Genomic DNA, 15,592 nt, shown 5'->3' on the forward strand with positions numbered 1-15,592 from the left:
TCACGGGCCGTGCTCGGATGCTACGTCCCTTAGGCGGCATTCAAGCAGCTCAGCGCGCACCGTGGTACTGGATGGGCCACTCGAAGCTCGTGATCCTACTTCCGGTGGACGCTGCGTGTCGGCCCGCAGGTATCGTCAGCCGCCGTGAACAGCCCCGTCGCGGTGGTCGGCCCGACGGCCACCGGCAAGACCGCACTGGCCGTGGACCTGGCCCGCGAACTCGGCGGCGAAGTCGTCAACGCCGACGCGATGCAGCTCTACCGGGGCATGGACATCGGCACCGCCAAGGCCACCGAGGCCGAGCGCCGCGGCGTCCCGCACCACCTGCTCGACGTGCTGGACGTGACCGAGACGGCGTCCGTCGCGGCCTACCAGCGGCACGCGCGGGCCGAGATCGAGCGGCTGCTGGCCGACGGCAGGGTGCCGGTGCTGGCCGGCGGGTCCGGCCTCTACGTCCAGGCCGTGCTCGACGACCTGCGGTTCCCCGGCACCGACCCGGCCGTCCGGGCCCGGCTCGACGCCGAGGCCGAGCAGCTCGGCACCCCGGCGTTGTACACCCGCCTGGGTGAGCGCGACCCGGTCGCCGCCGCGAAGATCCTGCCGACCAACACCCGCCGGATCGTGCGTGCCCTCGAGGTCATCGAGATCACCGGCGAGCCGTTCTCGGCGAACCTGCCCGCGCCGGGGCCCGCCCGCTACGGCACGGTCGTCATCGGTGTCGACCGCGCGCCCGAGGAGCTCGACGAGCGCGTGAACGAACGCGTGGTGCGGATGTTCGAGGCCGGGCTGGTCGACGAGGTGCGGGAACTGGAGAAGCGGGGCCTGCGCGAGGGGAAGACGGCGTCGCGGGCGCTCGGCTACCAGCAGGTGCTCGCCGAGCTGGACGGCGACGGCGACTTCGACGCGGCCGCCGCGGCGACGGCGCAGGCCACCCGGCGCTTCGTCCGCAAGCAACGCTCCTGGTTCCGGCGCGACCAGCGGATCCACTGGTTCGACGGCGCCGATCCGGGGCTGGCCGCGCGCGTCCTGGATACCCTGGGCCGGTAATCTTGCCCCCATGGGCGGAATCGAGTTCCTCAAGGGGCACGGCACGCAGAACGACTTCGTGCTGCTCCCCGATCCGGCGGCCCGCCTCGAGCTGACCGAGGCCAGGGTGGCCGCGCTGTGCGACCGCCGCCGCGGCCTCGGCGCCGACGGCGTGCTGCGCGTGGTGCGGGCCGCCGCGCTCGACGCGCCGTCCGCGGGCGAGTGGTTCATGGACTACCGCAACGCCGACGGGTCGATCGCGGAGATGTGCGGCAACGGCGTGCGCGTGTTCGCCCGCTACCTCGTGGAAGCGGGCCTGGCGACCGAGGGCGAGTTCGTCGTCGGCACCCGCGCCGGCGACCGTCCGGTGGTGGTGCACCCGGACCGCTCGGTGACCGTCCACATGGGACCGGCGACGATCACCGGGACGTCGGTCACGGTGGTGGCGGGCCGTCCGTTCTCCGGCGTGGCGGTCGACGTCGGCAACCCGCACCTGGTGTCGGTGCTCGACGACGACGTGGCCGGGCTCGACCTGCGTGAGCAACCCGACTTCGACCACGACGTGTTCCCGCACGGCGTGAACCTCGAGTTCATCAACCGCCTCGGCGAGGGCGCGCTGCGGATGCGCGTCCACGAGCGCGGGGTGGGGGAGACGCGGGCCTGCGGCACCGGCACGGTCGCCGCGGTGGCGGCCGCGTTCCACCTGGCGGGCACCGACACCGGAAGCTCCACTGTGGACATCCCGGGTGGCCGGGTCGAGGTGACGGTGTCCCGCGGCGCGTCGACGCTGTCCGGGCCCGCGGAGATCGTGGCGCGCGGCGAGATCGACGAAGCCTGGTGGGCCGCCGCCGGTTCGTGACCGGGGCGGCCCACCGGCGTCAGACCTTGGCCTCGACCGCGAACTCGCCTTCGCGCGTTTCCACCGCACCGATCGCACCCGCGATGCGGATGTCGGGCTCGATCCGCCCGAACCGCGCCAGCACCTCCGCCGGCCCGGTCACCGTCAGGCTTTCCACCGCGGTGCGCATCGACACCTTCGCGTCCGTCTTCGCCCGGCGGACCGCGGCGATCACCTGGCTCGCCAGCGCCAGCAGCTCCGGGTCACCGTCGACGGCGGCCGGAGCGGGCCACGCCGCCCGGTGCACGGACCCGGGACGCCACCACGACCACACCTCTTCGGTCGCGAACGGCAGGAACGGCGCGAACAGCCGCAGCAGGTCCGAGAGCGCCGTCACGAGCGCCGCCCGCGCGGACTGGGCCGCGTCGGGACCGCGGTCACCGTAGGCTCGGCCCTTCACCAGCTCGACGTAGTCGTCGCAGAAGGTCCAGAAGAAGGTCTCGGTGGCCTGCAGTGCCCGGGCGTAGTCCGAGGCCTCCAACGCCGCGGTCGCCTGCTCGACCACGACCGCCAGCGACGCCAGCAGCGCCCGGTCCAGCGGCTCGGTGGCCACCGCACCGGGCATCGGCACGCCCAGGCCGAGCACGAACCGGCTCGCGTTGAGCAGCTTCGTCGCCAGCCGGCGGCCGACCTTCATCTGGCCCTCGTCCACCGCCGTGTCGACGCCGGGCCGCGCGCTCGCCGCCCAGTACCGGACCGCGTCCGAGCCGAAGCGCTCCAGCAGGTCCACCGGAGTGATCACGTTGCCGATGGACTTCGACATCTTCTTGCGGTCCGGGTCGAGCACCCAGCCCGCGATCGACGCCTCCCGCCACGGCAGCACGCCGTGCTCCAGCTCCGCGCGCACCGCCGTCGAGAACAGCCAGGTGCGGATGATCTCGTGCGCCTGCGGCCGCAGGTCCATCGGGAACACGCGCGCGAACAGGTCGTCGTCGACGCTCCACCGGCCGACGATCTGCGGCGTCAGCGACGACGTCGCCCACGTGTCCATCACGTCGGGATCGGCGGCGAACCCGCCCGGGACACCCCGCTGCTCCGGCGTGAAGCCCGGCGGGACGTCGCTGCTCGGGTCGACCGGCAGGGTGTCCGGGAGCAGCCGCGCGGCGTAGTCGGGCTCGCCGTGGTCGTCGAGCCGGTACCACAGCGGGATCGGCACGCCGAAGAACCGCTGGCGGCTGACCAGCCAGTCGCCGGCCAGGTTTTCAACCCACGAGGAGTACCGGACGCGCATGTGCTTCGGCACCCAGTTCAGCTCTTCGCCCCGGGCGAGCATCTTCTCCCGGAACGCCGCGTCGGTTCCGCCGTTGCGCAGGTACCACTGCCGGCTCGCGACGATTTCCAGGGGCTTGTCGCCCTTTTCGTAGAACTTCACCGAGTGCGTGATCGGCCGCGGTTCCCCCCGCAGGGCCCCGGCTTCGCGCAGCAGGCGCACCATGATCTCGCGTCCCGTGTGGACGGTCTTGCCGACCAGCGGCGCGTAGGCGTCGGAAGACACCCCGGACGGCGCCTCGGGCAGGAAGCGGCCGTCGCGGCCCAGCACCACCCGCGTCGCCAGCCGCAGCTCCCGCCACCACGTGACATCGGTCGTGTCGCCGAACGTGCACACCATCGCGATGCCGCGGCCCTTTTCGGGATCGGCGAGGTGGTGCGCCACCACGGGCACCTCGACGCCGAACACCGGGGTCCGCACGGTCTTCCCGAACAGCGGCTTGAAGCGTTCGTCGTCCGGGTGCGCCACCAGCGCGACGCACGCGGGCAGCAGCTCCGGCCGGGTCGTCGCGATCACGACGTCTTCGCCGTCCGGCCCGGTGAACGCCAGGTCGTGGAACGCGCCCGGGCGCTCGCGGTCCTCCAGCTCGGCCTGGGCGACGGCGGTGCGGAAGCTGACGTCCCACAGCGTCGGCGCTTCGGCCTGGTAGGCCTCGCCGCGTTCGAGGTTCCGCAGGAACGCGCGCTGCGAGATCAGCCGCGAGTCGTGCCCGATCGTCTGGTAGGTCATCGTCCAGTCGACCGACAGCCCGAGCTGCCGCCACAGCTGCTCGAAGACCTTTTCGTCGGTCTCGGTGAGGGTTTCGCACAGCTCGACGAAGTTGCGCCGCGAGATCGCGACGACGTCCTTGCCCGGCTTCTCCGGCGGCCGGAAGTCCGGGTCGTAGGGCAGCGACGGCTCACAGCGGACGCCGAAGTGGTTCTGCACCCGGCGTTCGGTCGGCAGGCCGTTGTCGTCCCAGCCCATCGGGTAGAAGACCTCGCGCCCGCGCATCCGCTGGAACCGCGCGAGGACGTCGGTGTGGGTGTAGGAGAAGACGTGCCCGATGTGCAGCGACCCGCTGACCGTCGGCGGGGGAGTGTCGATCGAGTAGATCTCGTCCCGGGTCTTGGTGCGGTCGAAGCGGTAGGCGCCGGTGGACTCCCATACGGGTACCCACTTGGCCTCCAGACCGTCGACACCGACCTTGTCCGGGACTCGTGGGCGCTCGTATGGGGTACTCATGAACCAACTCTAGGCGGCGGGAGAACCGGTTTTCGCTTCGGTGGGCAGGTCGCGCATGTGCCGCAACGGGGAGCAGACGACCCACAGCGCCGCGGCCGCTTCCCCGGCCACCGCGACCCACGCGGCCCCACGGAGCCCGAGCCCTTCGCCGAGCGCACCGCCGAGCAGCCCACCGAGCGGCAACGTGCCCCAGACCACGAATCGCGCGCTGGCGTTCATCCGGCCGAGCAGCCGGTCCGGGCAGATCGCCTGCCGGTAGGAGACCGAAGCGACGTTGTAGATGACGATCCCGAATCCGCCGAAGGCGGTGCCGAATCCGGCCAGGCCGAGCCGCCAGTCCGGCGCGGCCAGCGGGGCCAGCAGGTGCGCGGGCCAGGTGAGCAGGGGGATCAGCCAGATCGCGCGGGCGTGCCCGATCCGCCGCGTGACCGCGCCGGAACAGAGCGCGCCCACGATCCCGCCCGCACCGCCCACGGCCAGCATGACGCCGACCGCCGCCGGGGGCAGGCCGACCGTGCGCGTCAGGAACAGCACTTCGACCGCGACGAAGGCGCCCCCGAAGAAATTCGCCGTCGCCGTGCACGCCACGGTGGCGCGTAGCGGCTTGTCGGAGAAGACGAACCGCAGGCCCTCGGCGATCTGCGGCAGCAGCCGCTCGTGCCCGGTCCGCTCCGGCTCCGGCTCGACCGCGCGGATCCGCAGCAGGCACAGCGCCGACGTCAAGTAGCCGAAGGCGGTGACGAGCACCGTGTTCGCCGCGCTGATCAGCTGGACCAGCACACCCGCGCCGCTCGGCCCGGCGATCTGCGCGACCGACTGGACGGCCTGCAGCTTCGCGTTGCCCTCCAGGAGGTGCTCCCGGCCGACGAGCGAGGGCAGGTACGACTGGTAGGCGACGTCGAAGAACACCGTCGCCACACCCACGAGCAGCACGACCACCATCAGCTGGGCGAGCGTCAGCACCCCCGCCCACCAGGCGAGCGGCACGCTCAGCAGCAGCGCGAAGCGGACGAAGTCGGCGGCGAGCATGACCCGGCGGCGCCGCAGCCGGTCCACCCACACGCCCGCGGGCAGCCCGATCAGCAGGAACGCGAGTGTCTGCGCCGCGGTCAGCAGGCCCATCTCGAACGGCGTCGCGGCGAGGGTCACCGCGGCGAGGAGCGGGATGGCGGTGTACCCGACGGTGGTGCCGAACTGGCTGGCCGCATCGCCGGCGAAGAGCCGCCGGAAGTCGGCGTGGCGGAACAGTGACCCCCTGTGCATGGTCCCGAGTGTGCCGGGAGTGATTGGAAAGTGTCAATCACTGTTCGCTCTAGGCTGTGCGCGTGCCTGATGGGAAACGACGCCCCGCGACCGAAGCCGAGGCCGCCGCGCTGGCCTCCGGAATACGGCTGCGCATCATCCGGTTGACTTTCTCGGAGGCGCTGACGAACAAGGAACTCGCCGAAAGGCTGGGCCGGGACCCCGCGACGACGCTGCACCACGTGCGCAAGCTCGTCGACACCGGCTTCCTCGCCGCGCAGCCCCCGCGCCGCGGAGCCCGGGGCGCCCGGGAAATTCCGTATCTTTCGACCGGGCTTTCGTGGACACTCGACTCATGCGGTGACAAGGGCTTGGACCAGGCGATGCTCGAGGCGTATCTCGCCGAGATCGCCGAGACCGGTTTCGACGGCGTGCACCAGACACGCCTCGTCGTCCAGGTGGCCCCCGAGGAGCGGGCGGAGCTGGAAACCCGGCTCAACGCCCTGCTCGAGGAGTTCCGCGCGCGCCCCCGCCGTCCCGGCGCCGAGCGCACCGCGATCTACCTCGCCACCTATCCCAGCACGTAATAGTTCGGTTCCCGCGGCGAATCGTGGGAACATGGAGGCACGATGACAGAACTGACACACACCGAAGACCACGACGACGACCTGTACGACCCGTCGACCGGCGAGATGGAGCTCGAAGACCGCGCGTCGCTGCGCCGGGTCAGGGGACTGTCCACGGAGCTGGACGACGTCACCGAGGTCGAGTACCGGCAACTGCGGCTCGAGCGCGTCGTGCTGGTCGGCGTGTGGACCGAGGGCACGGCCCTGCAGTCCGAGGCGTCGCTGGCCGAGCTGGCGCGCCTGGCCGAGACGGCGGGCTCGGAGGTCCTCGAAGGCCTCATCCAGCGGCGGACCAAGCCGGACCCGGCCACCTACATCGGCTCGGGCAAGGTACGGGAGCTGCGCGACATCGTCGGTTCCACCGGCGCCGACACCGTGATCTGCGATGGCGAGCTCTCGCCGGGCCAGCTGCGGCAGCTCGAGGAGAAGGTCAAGGTCAAGGTCATCGACCGGACCGCGCTGATCCTCGACATCTTCGCCCAGCACGCCCGGTCCAAGGAGGGCAAGGCGCAGGTCGAGCTGGCCCAGCTGCAGTACCTGATCCCGCGGCTGCGCGGGTGGGGTGCGTCGCTGTCCCGGCAGGCCGGTGGCCGCGCCGGCGGCGCGAACGGCGGCGTCGGCCTGCGCGGTCCCGGTGAGACCAAGCTCGAGACCGACCGGCGGCGGATCAACAAGCGCGTGGCGAAGCTGCGCCGGGAGATCGCGGCCATGGACACCATCCGCGAGACCAAGCGCGGGCGGCGGCTGGCCAACGAGGTGCCCAGCGTGGCGATCGTCGGCTACACCAACGCCGGCAAGTCGAGCCTGCTCAACGCGCTGACCGGGGCCGGGGTGCTGGTGGAGGACGCGCTGTTCGCCACCCTCGACCCGACCACCCGGCGCGCGTCGACGCCGGACGGCCGCGGCTACACGCTGACCGACACCGTCGGGTTCGTGCGGCACCTGCCGCACCAGCTGGTGGACGCGTTCCGCTCGACGCTCGAGGAGGCCGCCGACGCCGACCTGCTCGTGCACGTGGTGGACGGGTCCGACCCGGCACCCGAAGAGCAGGTCAGCGCGGTGCGCGAGGTGCTCGGCGAGATCACGCGCAAGCGCAAGGAGCCGCTCCCGCCGGAGCTGCTGGTGATCAACAAGACCGACGCGTCCGACGAGGTCAGCCTGGCCCGCCTGCGCCACGCGCTGGCCGGGTCGGTGCAGGTCTCGGCCCGGACCGGGGCGGGCATCCCGGAGCTCGTCGAGGTGATCGCCGACCGCCTGCCGCGGCCGGAGGTCACGGTCGAGGTCCTTGTGCCCTACTCGCGCGGCGAGCTGGTCGCGCGGGCGCACGCGGACGGCGAGGTCCTCGAAGAGGAGCACGCCGAGGAGGGCACGCGCCTGCTGGTGCGGGTCCGCCCGGACCTCGCGGCGACCTTGCGCGAGTACGAGACCAACTCGACCAGGGCCTGACACGTCTCCGTAGTGTGCGGTCGGAGTGACCGCACACTACGGAGGTGGCTGGGTGCGCTGGGTTGTCGCGTTTGTCTTCATGGCCGTGCTGGGCGGGGCGGTTCCCGCCTGGGCGGCTCCGGCTCCGGAGCCGCTGTGCACGATGAAGGACTCGCGCATCGGCGAGCTGTCCGGCCTGGTCTCCGACGGGTCCAGGCTGTACGCGATCAACGACGGCGGCAGCAAGGTCCAGGTGTTCGTGCTGGGCCGGGACTGCAAGGTCCAGAAGGTCCTGACGGATCGCACGGATCCGTTCGACGTCGAAGACCTGGCCCGCACACCCGACGGCCGGCTCTGGCTGTCCGACACCGGCGACAACCAGAAGGGCCGGCTGACGGTCGCCCTGCTGGAGATGAGCCCCGAGGGCAAGGTCACGCTGCGCCGGCTCACGTACCCGGACGGCCAGCACGACACCGAAGCGCTGATCATGGACAAGGCGGGCACGCCGTACCTGATCACCAAGGACATCCTCGGCGAGGCCCGCGTCTACCGGCCTTCGGGGCCGCTGACGAGCCCGGGACCGACCACCATGGAGAAGGTCGGCACGGTGAAGATCGCGACGACGGACACCCAGGGCGGCCCGGTCGGCTCGATCGGCTCGGTCCTGGTGACGGGCGGCGCTTCGATGCCGGACGGCAGCGCGGTGGCGTTGCGGACGTACACGGACGCGTACGTGTACGCGGCGCCGGACGGCGACGTCCTGGCCGCGTTGCAGCGCAATCCCGTGCGGATCCCGTTGCCGGGGGAGAAGCAGGGCGAGGCGATCGCGTTCGACCCCGACGGGACGCTGATTTCGGGAAGCGAAGGCGTCGGCCAGCCCCTCCGCACGGTGCGGGGCGCGGCGGCATTGGCCGCTTCGGCGGCGCCCACGTCGGACGGAACTTCGGCCACGAGCGCCGGCGGTGGCGGCGGCTCGCCGGACGGCGGGGGAGTGCCGGTGCTGCCGGCGGCGGGTATCGCGGTGGCGGTGGTGGGCCTGGGCTGGTTCGGGTTCAGCAGGCTGCGCCGCCGCCGAGGCTGAGCGCGCGCCGCCACCGGACCCCTCCGCACGGTGCGGGGCGCGGCGGCATTGGCCGCGCAGTCCGGCGCACCGGCGGAGGGAACGACCTCGACCGGAACGAGCGCGTCGTCCGGCTCGGCAGCGGACGGAGCCGGGCTCCCCGTCCTGCCTGCCGCCGGGATCACGCTCGCGGTGGTCGGTTTGGGCTGGTTCGGCTTCAGCAAGCTGCGTCGCCGCGCCCGCCGCTGACCTTCGGCTCCCCACAGCCGAAGATCATCCGATCAGGTGGTTCTCCCGGGCCGTGCGAAAGCCGGGATCGCCCTCTTAAAGGCGGCGCAGGACCGCGACGACCTTGCCGAGCACCGTGGCGTCGTCGCCGGGGATCGGCTCGTAGGCCTCGTTGTGCGGCATCAGCCAGATGTGGCCGCCCTTGCGCTTGAACGTCTTGACCGTGGCCTCGCCGTCGATCATCGCCGCGACGATCTCGCCGTTGTCCGCGTCCGGCTGCTGCCGGACCACCACCCAGTCGCCGTCGGTGATGGCCGCGTCGACCATCGAATCGCCGGTGACCTTCAGCAGGAACAGCTCGCCCTCGCCGACGATCTCCCGCGGCAGCGGGAAGACGTCCTCGATGGCCTGCTCGGCGAGCACCGGGCCGCCGGCGGCGATCCGGCCGACCAGCGGCACGTACGCCGCCTTCGGCATGACCGGCTGCTGGTCCATCTCGATGCCCATGGGGTTGTCGTCGGTCGCCGCGAGCACGCCGACCGCGCGCGGGCGGTTCGCGTCCCGGCGCAGGTAGCCCTTGCGCTGCAGCGCGCGCAGCTGGTGCGAGACCGACGACGTCGACGTCAGCCCGACCGCCTCGCCGATTTCGCGGACGCTCGGCGGGTAGCCGAACCGGCTCACCCACGTGCGGATCACGTCGAGCACCTGCTGCTGGCGGACGGTGAGGGTCTCGTCCACGTCGTACACCTCGGGCATGGCGTGCACCTTGCCCGAGCCGCCGGGGGACCCGCTGGTCCTGCCCGCCTTGTTCTCCTTCGCCACTGCGTCGCCTCCCAGACGTTCGCTGCACGTATTGCGCGCCGGCCGCCGCCCGCGGGTGCGGGCAGCCTCGCCGGCGGCATCTGCCCGGCAGATGCCCTGGTCACCGACGTTAGCCCCCGGGCACGACGATTTCAAACATCTGTTCGATCGACACGCCGTGTCCGCTCGATTTTGTCGGTGGTAGGTGGTAGACCTTCGCACGAGCGTTCGATAGAACGCCTGTTCGACCTTGATCCACGGGCCGCTCCCGGTCCGGGAAACGGGCGGACACCAGGGTTTCGAGGAGGTTCGGATGTCCATTCTGGCCGAACGCGGGCACGTGCGCCCGGCGACCCCGGTCCCGGCGCCCCTCCGGCCGGTGCGCCTCCTGCGCGGACGCCGCGGCGAGGTGCACCGCCCGCCGACACGCGCACGGGTCGTGGCCGGCCGCCGGGCGGCCGGCGCGCCCTGCGCGGCCCCGCGGAGGGTGTCGGTGCGGTGGCCGTGGCTGGTGGCGCTCGCCGTCGGAAGCTGCCTGGTGGTGACCGGCCTGGGCCTCTTCGGCGGCGGGGTATCGGGCGCCCCGGTCCCGGACCGCACGGCGACGGTGTCGGTCGAGCAGGGCGACACGCTCGCATCGCTGGCTGCGCGGTTCGCCCCGGAGAGCGAGGCGGGTGCCGTGGTGGCCCGGATCAAGGAGCTGAACCGCCTCGACGGCGCGGCTTTGGTGCCCGGCCTGCCGCTGACGGTCCCGGTTTCGGGGCCGTGATCCCTGTCCCGGCCGGGGGCGGGTTCCGGCGAGGCCGCTTTCCCGTGGGTCCAGTCGAGGTGGGCAATGCCGAGGTGACGGCTCGGCTGCGGGAGGGCTGACGCTGGTGCAGTGAATGACTCATTCATGACGCCGCAGTCCGCACGAGCCCGCCCGGCTCCGCGAACCCCGCCGCAAGATCACCCGCCCCAGTGAAACCTGTGCCCACCGGAACCGCCCGCGCACCCGTTCCGAGGCGCCCCGTCGCGCCACCCGAACAGACCAACCCCGCCCCGACCTGGGCGCGCGCCCCGCGACCGCCTCGCCACCGCCGTCGCGGCTTCTCCGAACGTGCCGAGCCGACCTCACCCGGGCGAGGTGGGAGCCGTCGTGTCGCTTGCGCACACTCCCGCCGGGTTCTACGCTCGCCCGCTATATGTAGTAGTTACACCGCTGTAGTTGGTCCACAGGTTGGGGTAGACTGGGCAGCAGTTGTCCACAGCTGGTCGGCTTTTACCCACCGGATGTCCACAAAACGATCACCAGGTGCGCAGGGGTTGCGTGGTGGCCGCGGGGGCGTCGACCGGGGCGGCCGACTTGGAGGGGAAGGTGATCGGCGGATGCGGTGCCCGTTCTGCCGGCATGCGGACTCTCGGGTCGTCGACTCCCGAGAGGTGGATGAAGGCCAGGCGATCCGCAGGCGGCGCTCGTGCGCGTCGTGCGGGCGGCGGTTCACGACGTCGGAGACGATGGTGCTCGCCGTCGTCAAGCGGTCCGGGGTCACCGAACAGTTCAGCCGGGACAAGGTGGTGAGCGGCGTCCGCCGCGCCTGCCAGGGCAGGCCGGTCGACGACGACGCGCTGCAGCAGCTCGCGCAGCGCGTGGAGGAGTCGATCCGCTCCGCCGGGCTGGCGGAGATCCCGAGTCACGAGGTCGGCCTGGCCATCCTGGGCCCGCTGCGTGAGCTCGACGGGGTCGCCTACCTCCGGTTCGCCAGTGTCTACCGCTCCTTCTCCTCGGTCGAAGACTTCGAGAAGGAGATCGCCGACCTCCGTGAGGCCATGGCGGGTGCTGCTGCCCAGAAGGACAGCGATCAGCGCGAAGACGGCGACTGAGCCGTCCCGCTGCGGGAGAGGGTTCAACCGATGACGGAAACCGTGGGAACGGGGGCCCGCGCGGCCGCCGGCAAGAAGAGCAAGGCCGCCGGCGGGCTGAGCGTGCAGCGCGTCTTCACGACCGAGGGGCAGCACCCGTACGACCAGGTCACCTGGGAGCAGCGGGACGTCGTCATGACCAACTGGCGCGACGGCTCGGTCAACTTCGAGCAGCGCGGCGTCGAGTTCCCCGAGTTCTGGTCGGTCAACGCCACCAACATCGTCACCAGCAAGTACTTCCGCGGCGCCGTCGGCAGCCCGCAGCGCGAGCGCAGCCTCAAGCAGCTCATCGACCGGGTCGTGCACACGTACGTCAAGGCCGCGCGCGACCACGGCTACTTCGCCACGCCGCAGGACCTCGAGATCTTCGAGCACGAGCTCACCTGGATGCTGCTGCACCAGGTCTTCAGCTTCAACTCCCCGGTCTGGTTCAACGTCGGCACGCCGTCAAAGCAGCAGGTCAGCGCCTGCCAGCCGTACGACGCCCTGGTGAGCACGCCCGGCGGTGCCGTGCCGATCGGCCGCTTCGTCGAGCTGAACGCCGTGGGTGCCAAGGTCTACGACGCGCACGGGCTGACCAAGGTCGTCGCCACCAAGGCGAACGGGATCAAAGAAGTCCTGCGGGTCACGACGAAGTCCGGCCACGTCCTCGACGTCACGGCCGACCACCTCGTGTGGCGTGCGAGTGCGGGCGGCGGGAAGTTCGTGCCCGCCGGCGAGCTGCGGGTCGGAGACCAGCTCGAATGGCACCGCCGCAGCGCGTTCGGCGAGGAAGAGATCCGGGAAACCGACATCGCCGAAGCCGCGCTCGCGGGCTGGTTGCAGTCGGACGGCTTCGTCGGCCAGTACCAGGGAACGAATCGCTCGCTCACCATCGAAGCCATGACAGTGAACGACGCCGAACTGGCGTGGGTGCGTGACGCGCTCGACCGCGTCTTCCCGGATGTCCACCGCCACGAACGCGCCGTCGAAACCCAGGACGAAACGCTCGACTGCCGCCGTACCCGGCTTTACGGCAATGTTCTCGAGAACTTCGTCGAGACCTGGGGCCTGCGCGCCCGGGGAACCGAGATGGCGGTACCGGAGCACCTTTACACGGCGCCGCTTCCGGTCGTGGCCGCGTATCTGCGAAGCATCTTCCAGGCCGAGGGCTACGTCTCCGCGCGGGAACGATCCACCTTGGTCGCGCTGGACATGATCGGCGAAGACCTCGTCCGTGGCCTCCAGCAGTTGCTGGCCCGGTTCGGCATCTTCGCTCGCGTCGGCCGCAAGAAGGAGAGCCGTCCGAACCGGCACGACCTCTGGGGTCTCCGGATCCAGAACGCCGGCGACCGGCGGATCTTCGCGGACGAGATCGGCTTCATCGATCCGGTGAAGACAGCGAAGCTCGAGGCGTCCTTCGAAAAGCCCGGCCTGCCCGCCCACGAGCGGAAGCGGCTGGAGATCGCCGCGATCGAGAGCCGCGGCGAGATGCCGGTCTACGACATCCAGACGGAATCCGGGGAGTACCTGTCCGGAAACCTCCGCGTCCACAACTGTTTCATCCTCGCCGTCGACGACACCATGGAGTCGATCCTCAACTGGTACCGCGAAGAGGGCCTGATCTTCAAGGGCGGCTCCGGCGCCGGGCTCAACCTCTCCCGCATCCGCTCCTCGAAGGAACTGCTCACCTCCGGCGGCACCGCGTCCGGCCCGGTCTCGTTCATGCGCGGCGCCGACGCGTCCGCGGGCACCATCAAGTCCGGCGGCGCCACCCGGCGCGCGGCGAAGATGGTCGTCCTCGACGTCGATCACCCGGACATCGAGGAGTTCATCCAGACCAAGGCGCGCGAAGAGGAGAAGATCAAGGTCCTCCGCGACGCCGGGTTCGACATGGACCTCTCCGGCGCGGACATCTCCTCGGTGCAGTACCAGAACGCGAACAACTCGGTCCGCGTGTCCGACGAGTTCATGCAGGCGGTCGAGAACGGCACCGACTTCGGCCTGCGCGCCCGGCTCACCGGCGAGGTCATCGACCGCACCGACGCGAAGAAGCTGTTCCGCACGATGGCGCAGGCCGCGTGGGAGTGCGCCGACCCCGGCATCCAGTACGACGGCACGATCAACGACTGGCACACCTGCCCGGAGTCGGGCCGGATCACCGCGTCGAACCCGTGCAGTGAGTACATGCACCTCGACAACTCCAGCTGCAACCTGGCGTCGCTCAACCTGCTGAAGTTCGTCACCCCGCAGGGCACCTTCGACGCGCCGCTGTTCGCCCGCGCCGTCGAGTTCGTCATCACGGCGATGGACGTCTCGATCTGCTTCGCCGACTTCCCGACCGAGCCGATCGCCGACACCACGCGGAAGTTCCGCCAGCTCGGCATCGGCTACGCCAACCTCGGCGCGCTGCTGATGGCGCTGGGCCACGCGTACGACTCCGACGGCGGCCGCGCGCTCGCGGCGGCGATCACGTCGCTGATGACGGGCGTGTCGTACCGGCGTTCGGCCGAGATGGCCCAGGTCGTCGGCGCGTACGAGGGCTACGCGCGCAACGCCGAAGCCCACCAGCGCGTGATGCGCAAGCACGCGGCGGCGAACGAGCTGGTCCGCACCTACCACTCCAACGACGCCGCGGTCCGCGCGCTCGCGACGGAGGAGTGGCAGAAGGGCATCGAGATCGGGGCGAAGCACGGCTGGCGCAACGCGCAGGCGTCGGTGCTCGCGCCCACCGGCACCATCGGCTTCATGATGGACTGCGACACCACCGGCATCGAGCCGGACTTCTCGCTGGTGAAGTTCAAGAAGCTCGTCGGCGGCGGCTCGATGCAGATCGTCAACCAGACGGTGCCGCGCGCGCTGGAGGCGCTGGGCTACCCGGCCGAGCAGGTCGAGGCGATCGTCGAGTACGTGGCGCAGCACGGCCACGTCGTCGACGCGCCGGGGCTGCGTCCCGAGCACTACGAGGTGTTCGACTGCGCGGTCGGCGAGCGGTCGATCGCGCCGATGGGGCACGTCCGGATGATGGCCGCGGTGCAGCCGTTCCTGTCCGGCGCGATCTCCAAGACGGTCAACATGCCGGAGTCGGCGACGGTCGAAGAGGTCGAGGAGATCTACTTCCAGGGCTGGAAACTCGGCCTCAAGGCGCTCGCGATCTACCGCGACAACTGCAAGGTCGGCCAGCCGCTGTCGACGGCCAAGAAGACCGCGGAGACCGCCGCCGCCGAGCCGGAGAAGGTCGTCGAGTACCGCCCGGTCCGCAAGCGCCTGCCGAAGAAGCGCCCGAGCCAGACGGTGTCGTTCACGGTCGGCGGCGCGGAGGGCTACCTGACGGCGGGCTCGTACCCGGACGACGGCCTCGGCGAGATCTTCGTCAAGCTGGGCAAGCAGGGCTCGACCCTGGCGGGCGTGATGGACGCGTTCTCGATGTCGATCTCGGTCGGCCTCCAGCACGGCATCCCGCTCGAGTTCTACGTCTCGAAGTTCTCCAACCTCCGCTTCGAGCCGGCGGGCATGACGGACGACCCGGACATCCGCATCGCGACGAGCGTGATGGACTACCTGTTCCGCAGGCTGGCCCTGGACTACCTCCCGTACGACAAGCGCTCCCAGCTGGGCATCCTCTCCGCCGACGAGCGATCGGCCGAAGTAGAGGCGACGTACGGCAACCCGGGCGTCGACCTGGAGGCCCTGCAGTCCACAGTGGACGCCTCACCCGAGCCGCACGCGGACGCCCCGGAGCACCCCCACCGCGAAGCCCAGACGACAACGGAGCTGATGGAGCTCCGCCTCGGCAAGGCAGCGGACGCCCCGTTGTGCATGACGTGCGGAACCAAGATGCGCCCGGCAGGTTCGTGCTACGCCTGCGAAGGCTGCGGCGCCACATCCGGCTGCAGCTGAGGAGTTTCCGG

The 15,592-nt window shown here is 71.0% G+C and carries 11 protein-coding genes; 8 read left to right on the forward strand and 3 right to left on the reverse strand.

Going from position 1 to position 15,592, the window contains the following annotated elements; genetic code table 11:
• The first annotated feature begins 144 nt into the window (after positions 1-144).
• Positions 145-1,047 carry a tRNA (adenosine(37)-N6)-dimethylallyltransferase MiaA gene (gene miaA, locus BLW76_RS15380; protein ID WP_167384614.1) on the forward strand — a complete coding sequence of 301 codons (903 nt, stop codon included), beginning with the start codon at positions 145-147 and terminating at the stop codon, positions 1,045-1,047.
• A 10-nt stretch (positions 1,048-1,057) separates the two neighbouring features.
• Positions 1,058-1,885 carry a diaminopimelate epimerase gene (gene dapF, locus BLW76_RS15385; protein WP_091307642.1) on the forward strand — a complete coding sequence of 276 codons (828 nt, stop codon included), beginning with the start codon at positions 1,058-1,060 and terminating at the stop codon, positions 1,883-1,885.
• Between the two features lie 19 nt (positions 1,886-1,904).
• Here the strand turns inward: dapF and valS are convergent, their stop codons facing one another.
• Both valS and BLW76_RS15395 read right to left on the reverse strand, forming a co-directional pair.
• Complete coding sequence (gene valS, locus BLW76_RS15390) at positions 1,905-4,418, reverse strand: valine--tRNA ligase (protein WP_091307645.1); 2,514 nt, start codon at positions 4,416-4,418, stop codon at positions 1,905-1,907.
• Between the two features lie 9 nt (positions 4,419-4,427).
• Positions 4,428-5,681, reverse strand: coding sequence for an MFS transporter (locus tag BLW76_RS15395; RefSeq protein ID WP_091307648.1), 1,254 nt, complete (start codon positions 5,679-5,681; stop codon positions 4,428-4,430).
• Between the two features lie 62 nt (positions 5,682-5,743).
• Here BLW76_RS15395 and BLW76_RS15400 point away from each other — a divergent pair, with 62 nt between their 5' ends.
• From BLW76_RS15400 to BLW76_RS15410, 3 genes are read left to right on the forward strand one after another with little or no spacing between them, the layout of a single operon-like run.
• Entirely contained in the window at positions 5,744-6,247 is a 504-nt protein-coding gene (locus tag BLW76_RS15400; RefSeq protein ID WP_091319423.1) for an ArsR/SmtB family transcription factor, read from the forward strand.
• A 42-nt stretch (positions 6,248-6,289) separates the two neighbouring features.
• Positions 6,290-7,732 (forward strand): GTPase HflX, encoded by a 1,443-nt coding sequence (hflX, locus tag BLW76_RS15405; RefSeq protein WP_091307650.1) that lies wholly within the window; start codon positions 6,290-6,292, stop codon positions 7,730-7,732.
• Positions 7,733-7,784: 52 nt separating this feature from the next.
• Complete coding sequence (locus BLW76_RS15410; RefSeq protein WP_091307652.1) at positions 7,785-8,792, forward strand: esterase-like activity of phytase family protein; 1,008 nt, start codon at positions 7,785-7,787, stop codon at positions 8,790-8,792.
• Between the two features lie 303 nt (positions 8,793-9,095).
• On the opposite strand, the gene lexA is transcribed toward BLW76_RS15410, so the two are convergent.
• The gene (gene lexA, locus BLW76_RS15420; protein ID WP_167384977.1) at positions 9,096-9,755 is read right to left on the reverse strand and encodes a transcriptional repressor LexA; all 660 of its coding nucleotides are present in this window, start codon (positions 9,753-9,755) and stop codon (positions 9,096-9,098) included.
• Between the two features lie 358 nt (positions 9,756-10,113).
• Between lexA and BLW76_RS15425 the strand changes: the two genes are divergently transcribed.
• From BLW76_RS15425 to BLW76_RS15435, 3 genes are all read left to right on the forward strand, one after another.
• Positions 10,114-10,569: a LysM peptidoglycan-binding domain-containing protein gene (locus tag BLW76_RS15425; RefSeq protein ID WP_091307656.1), complete on the forward strand. Its 456-nt coding sequence runs from the start codon at positions 10,114-10,116 to the stop codon at positions 10,567-10,569.
• Positions 10,570-11,168: 599 nt separating this feature from the next.
• The gene (gene nrdR, locus BLW76_RS15430; RefSeq protein WP_091307659.1) at positions 11,169-11,663 is read left to right on the forward strand and encodes a transcriptional regulator NrdR; all 495 of its coding nucleotides are present in this window, start codon (positions 11,169-11,171) and stop codon (positions 11,661-11,663) included.
• Between the two features lie 30 nt (positions 11,664-11,693).
• Positions 11,694-15,581 (forward strand): vitamin B12-dependent ribonucleotide reductase, encoded by a 3,888-nt coding sequence (locus BLW76_RS15435; protein ID WP_091307660.1) that lies wholly within the window; start codon positions 11,694-11,696, stop codon positions 15,579-15,581.
• Positions 15,582-15,592: the final 11 nt, after the last annotated feature.

This window comes from Amycolatopsis tolypomycina (assembly GCF_900105945.1).
GTDB classification, from domain to species: Bacteria; Actinomycetota; Actinomycetes; order Mycobacteriales; family Pseudonocardiaceae; genus Amycolatopsis; species Amycolatopsis tolypomycina.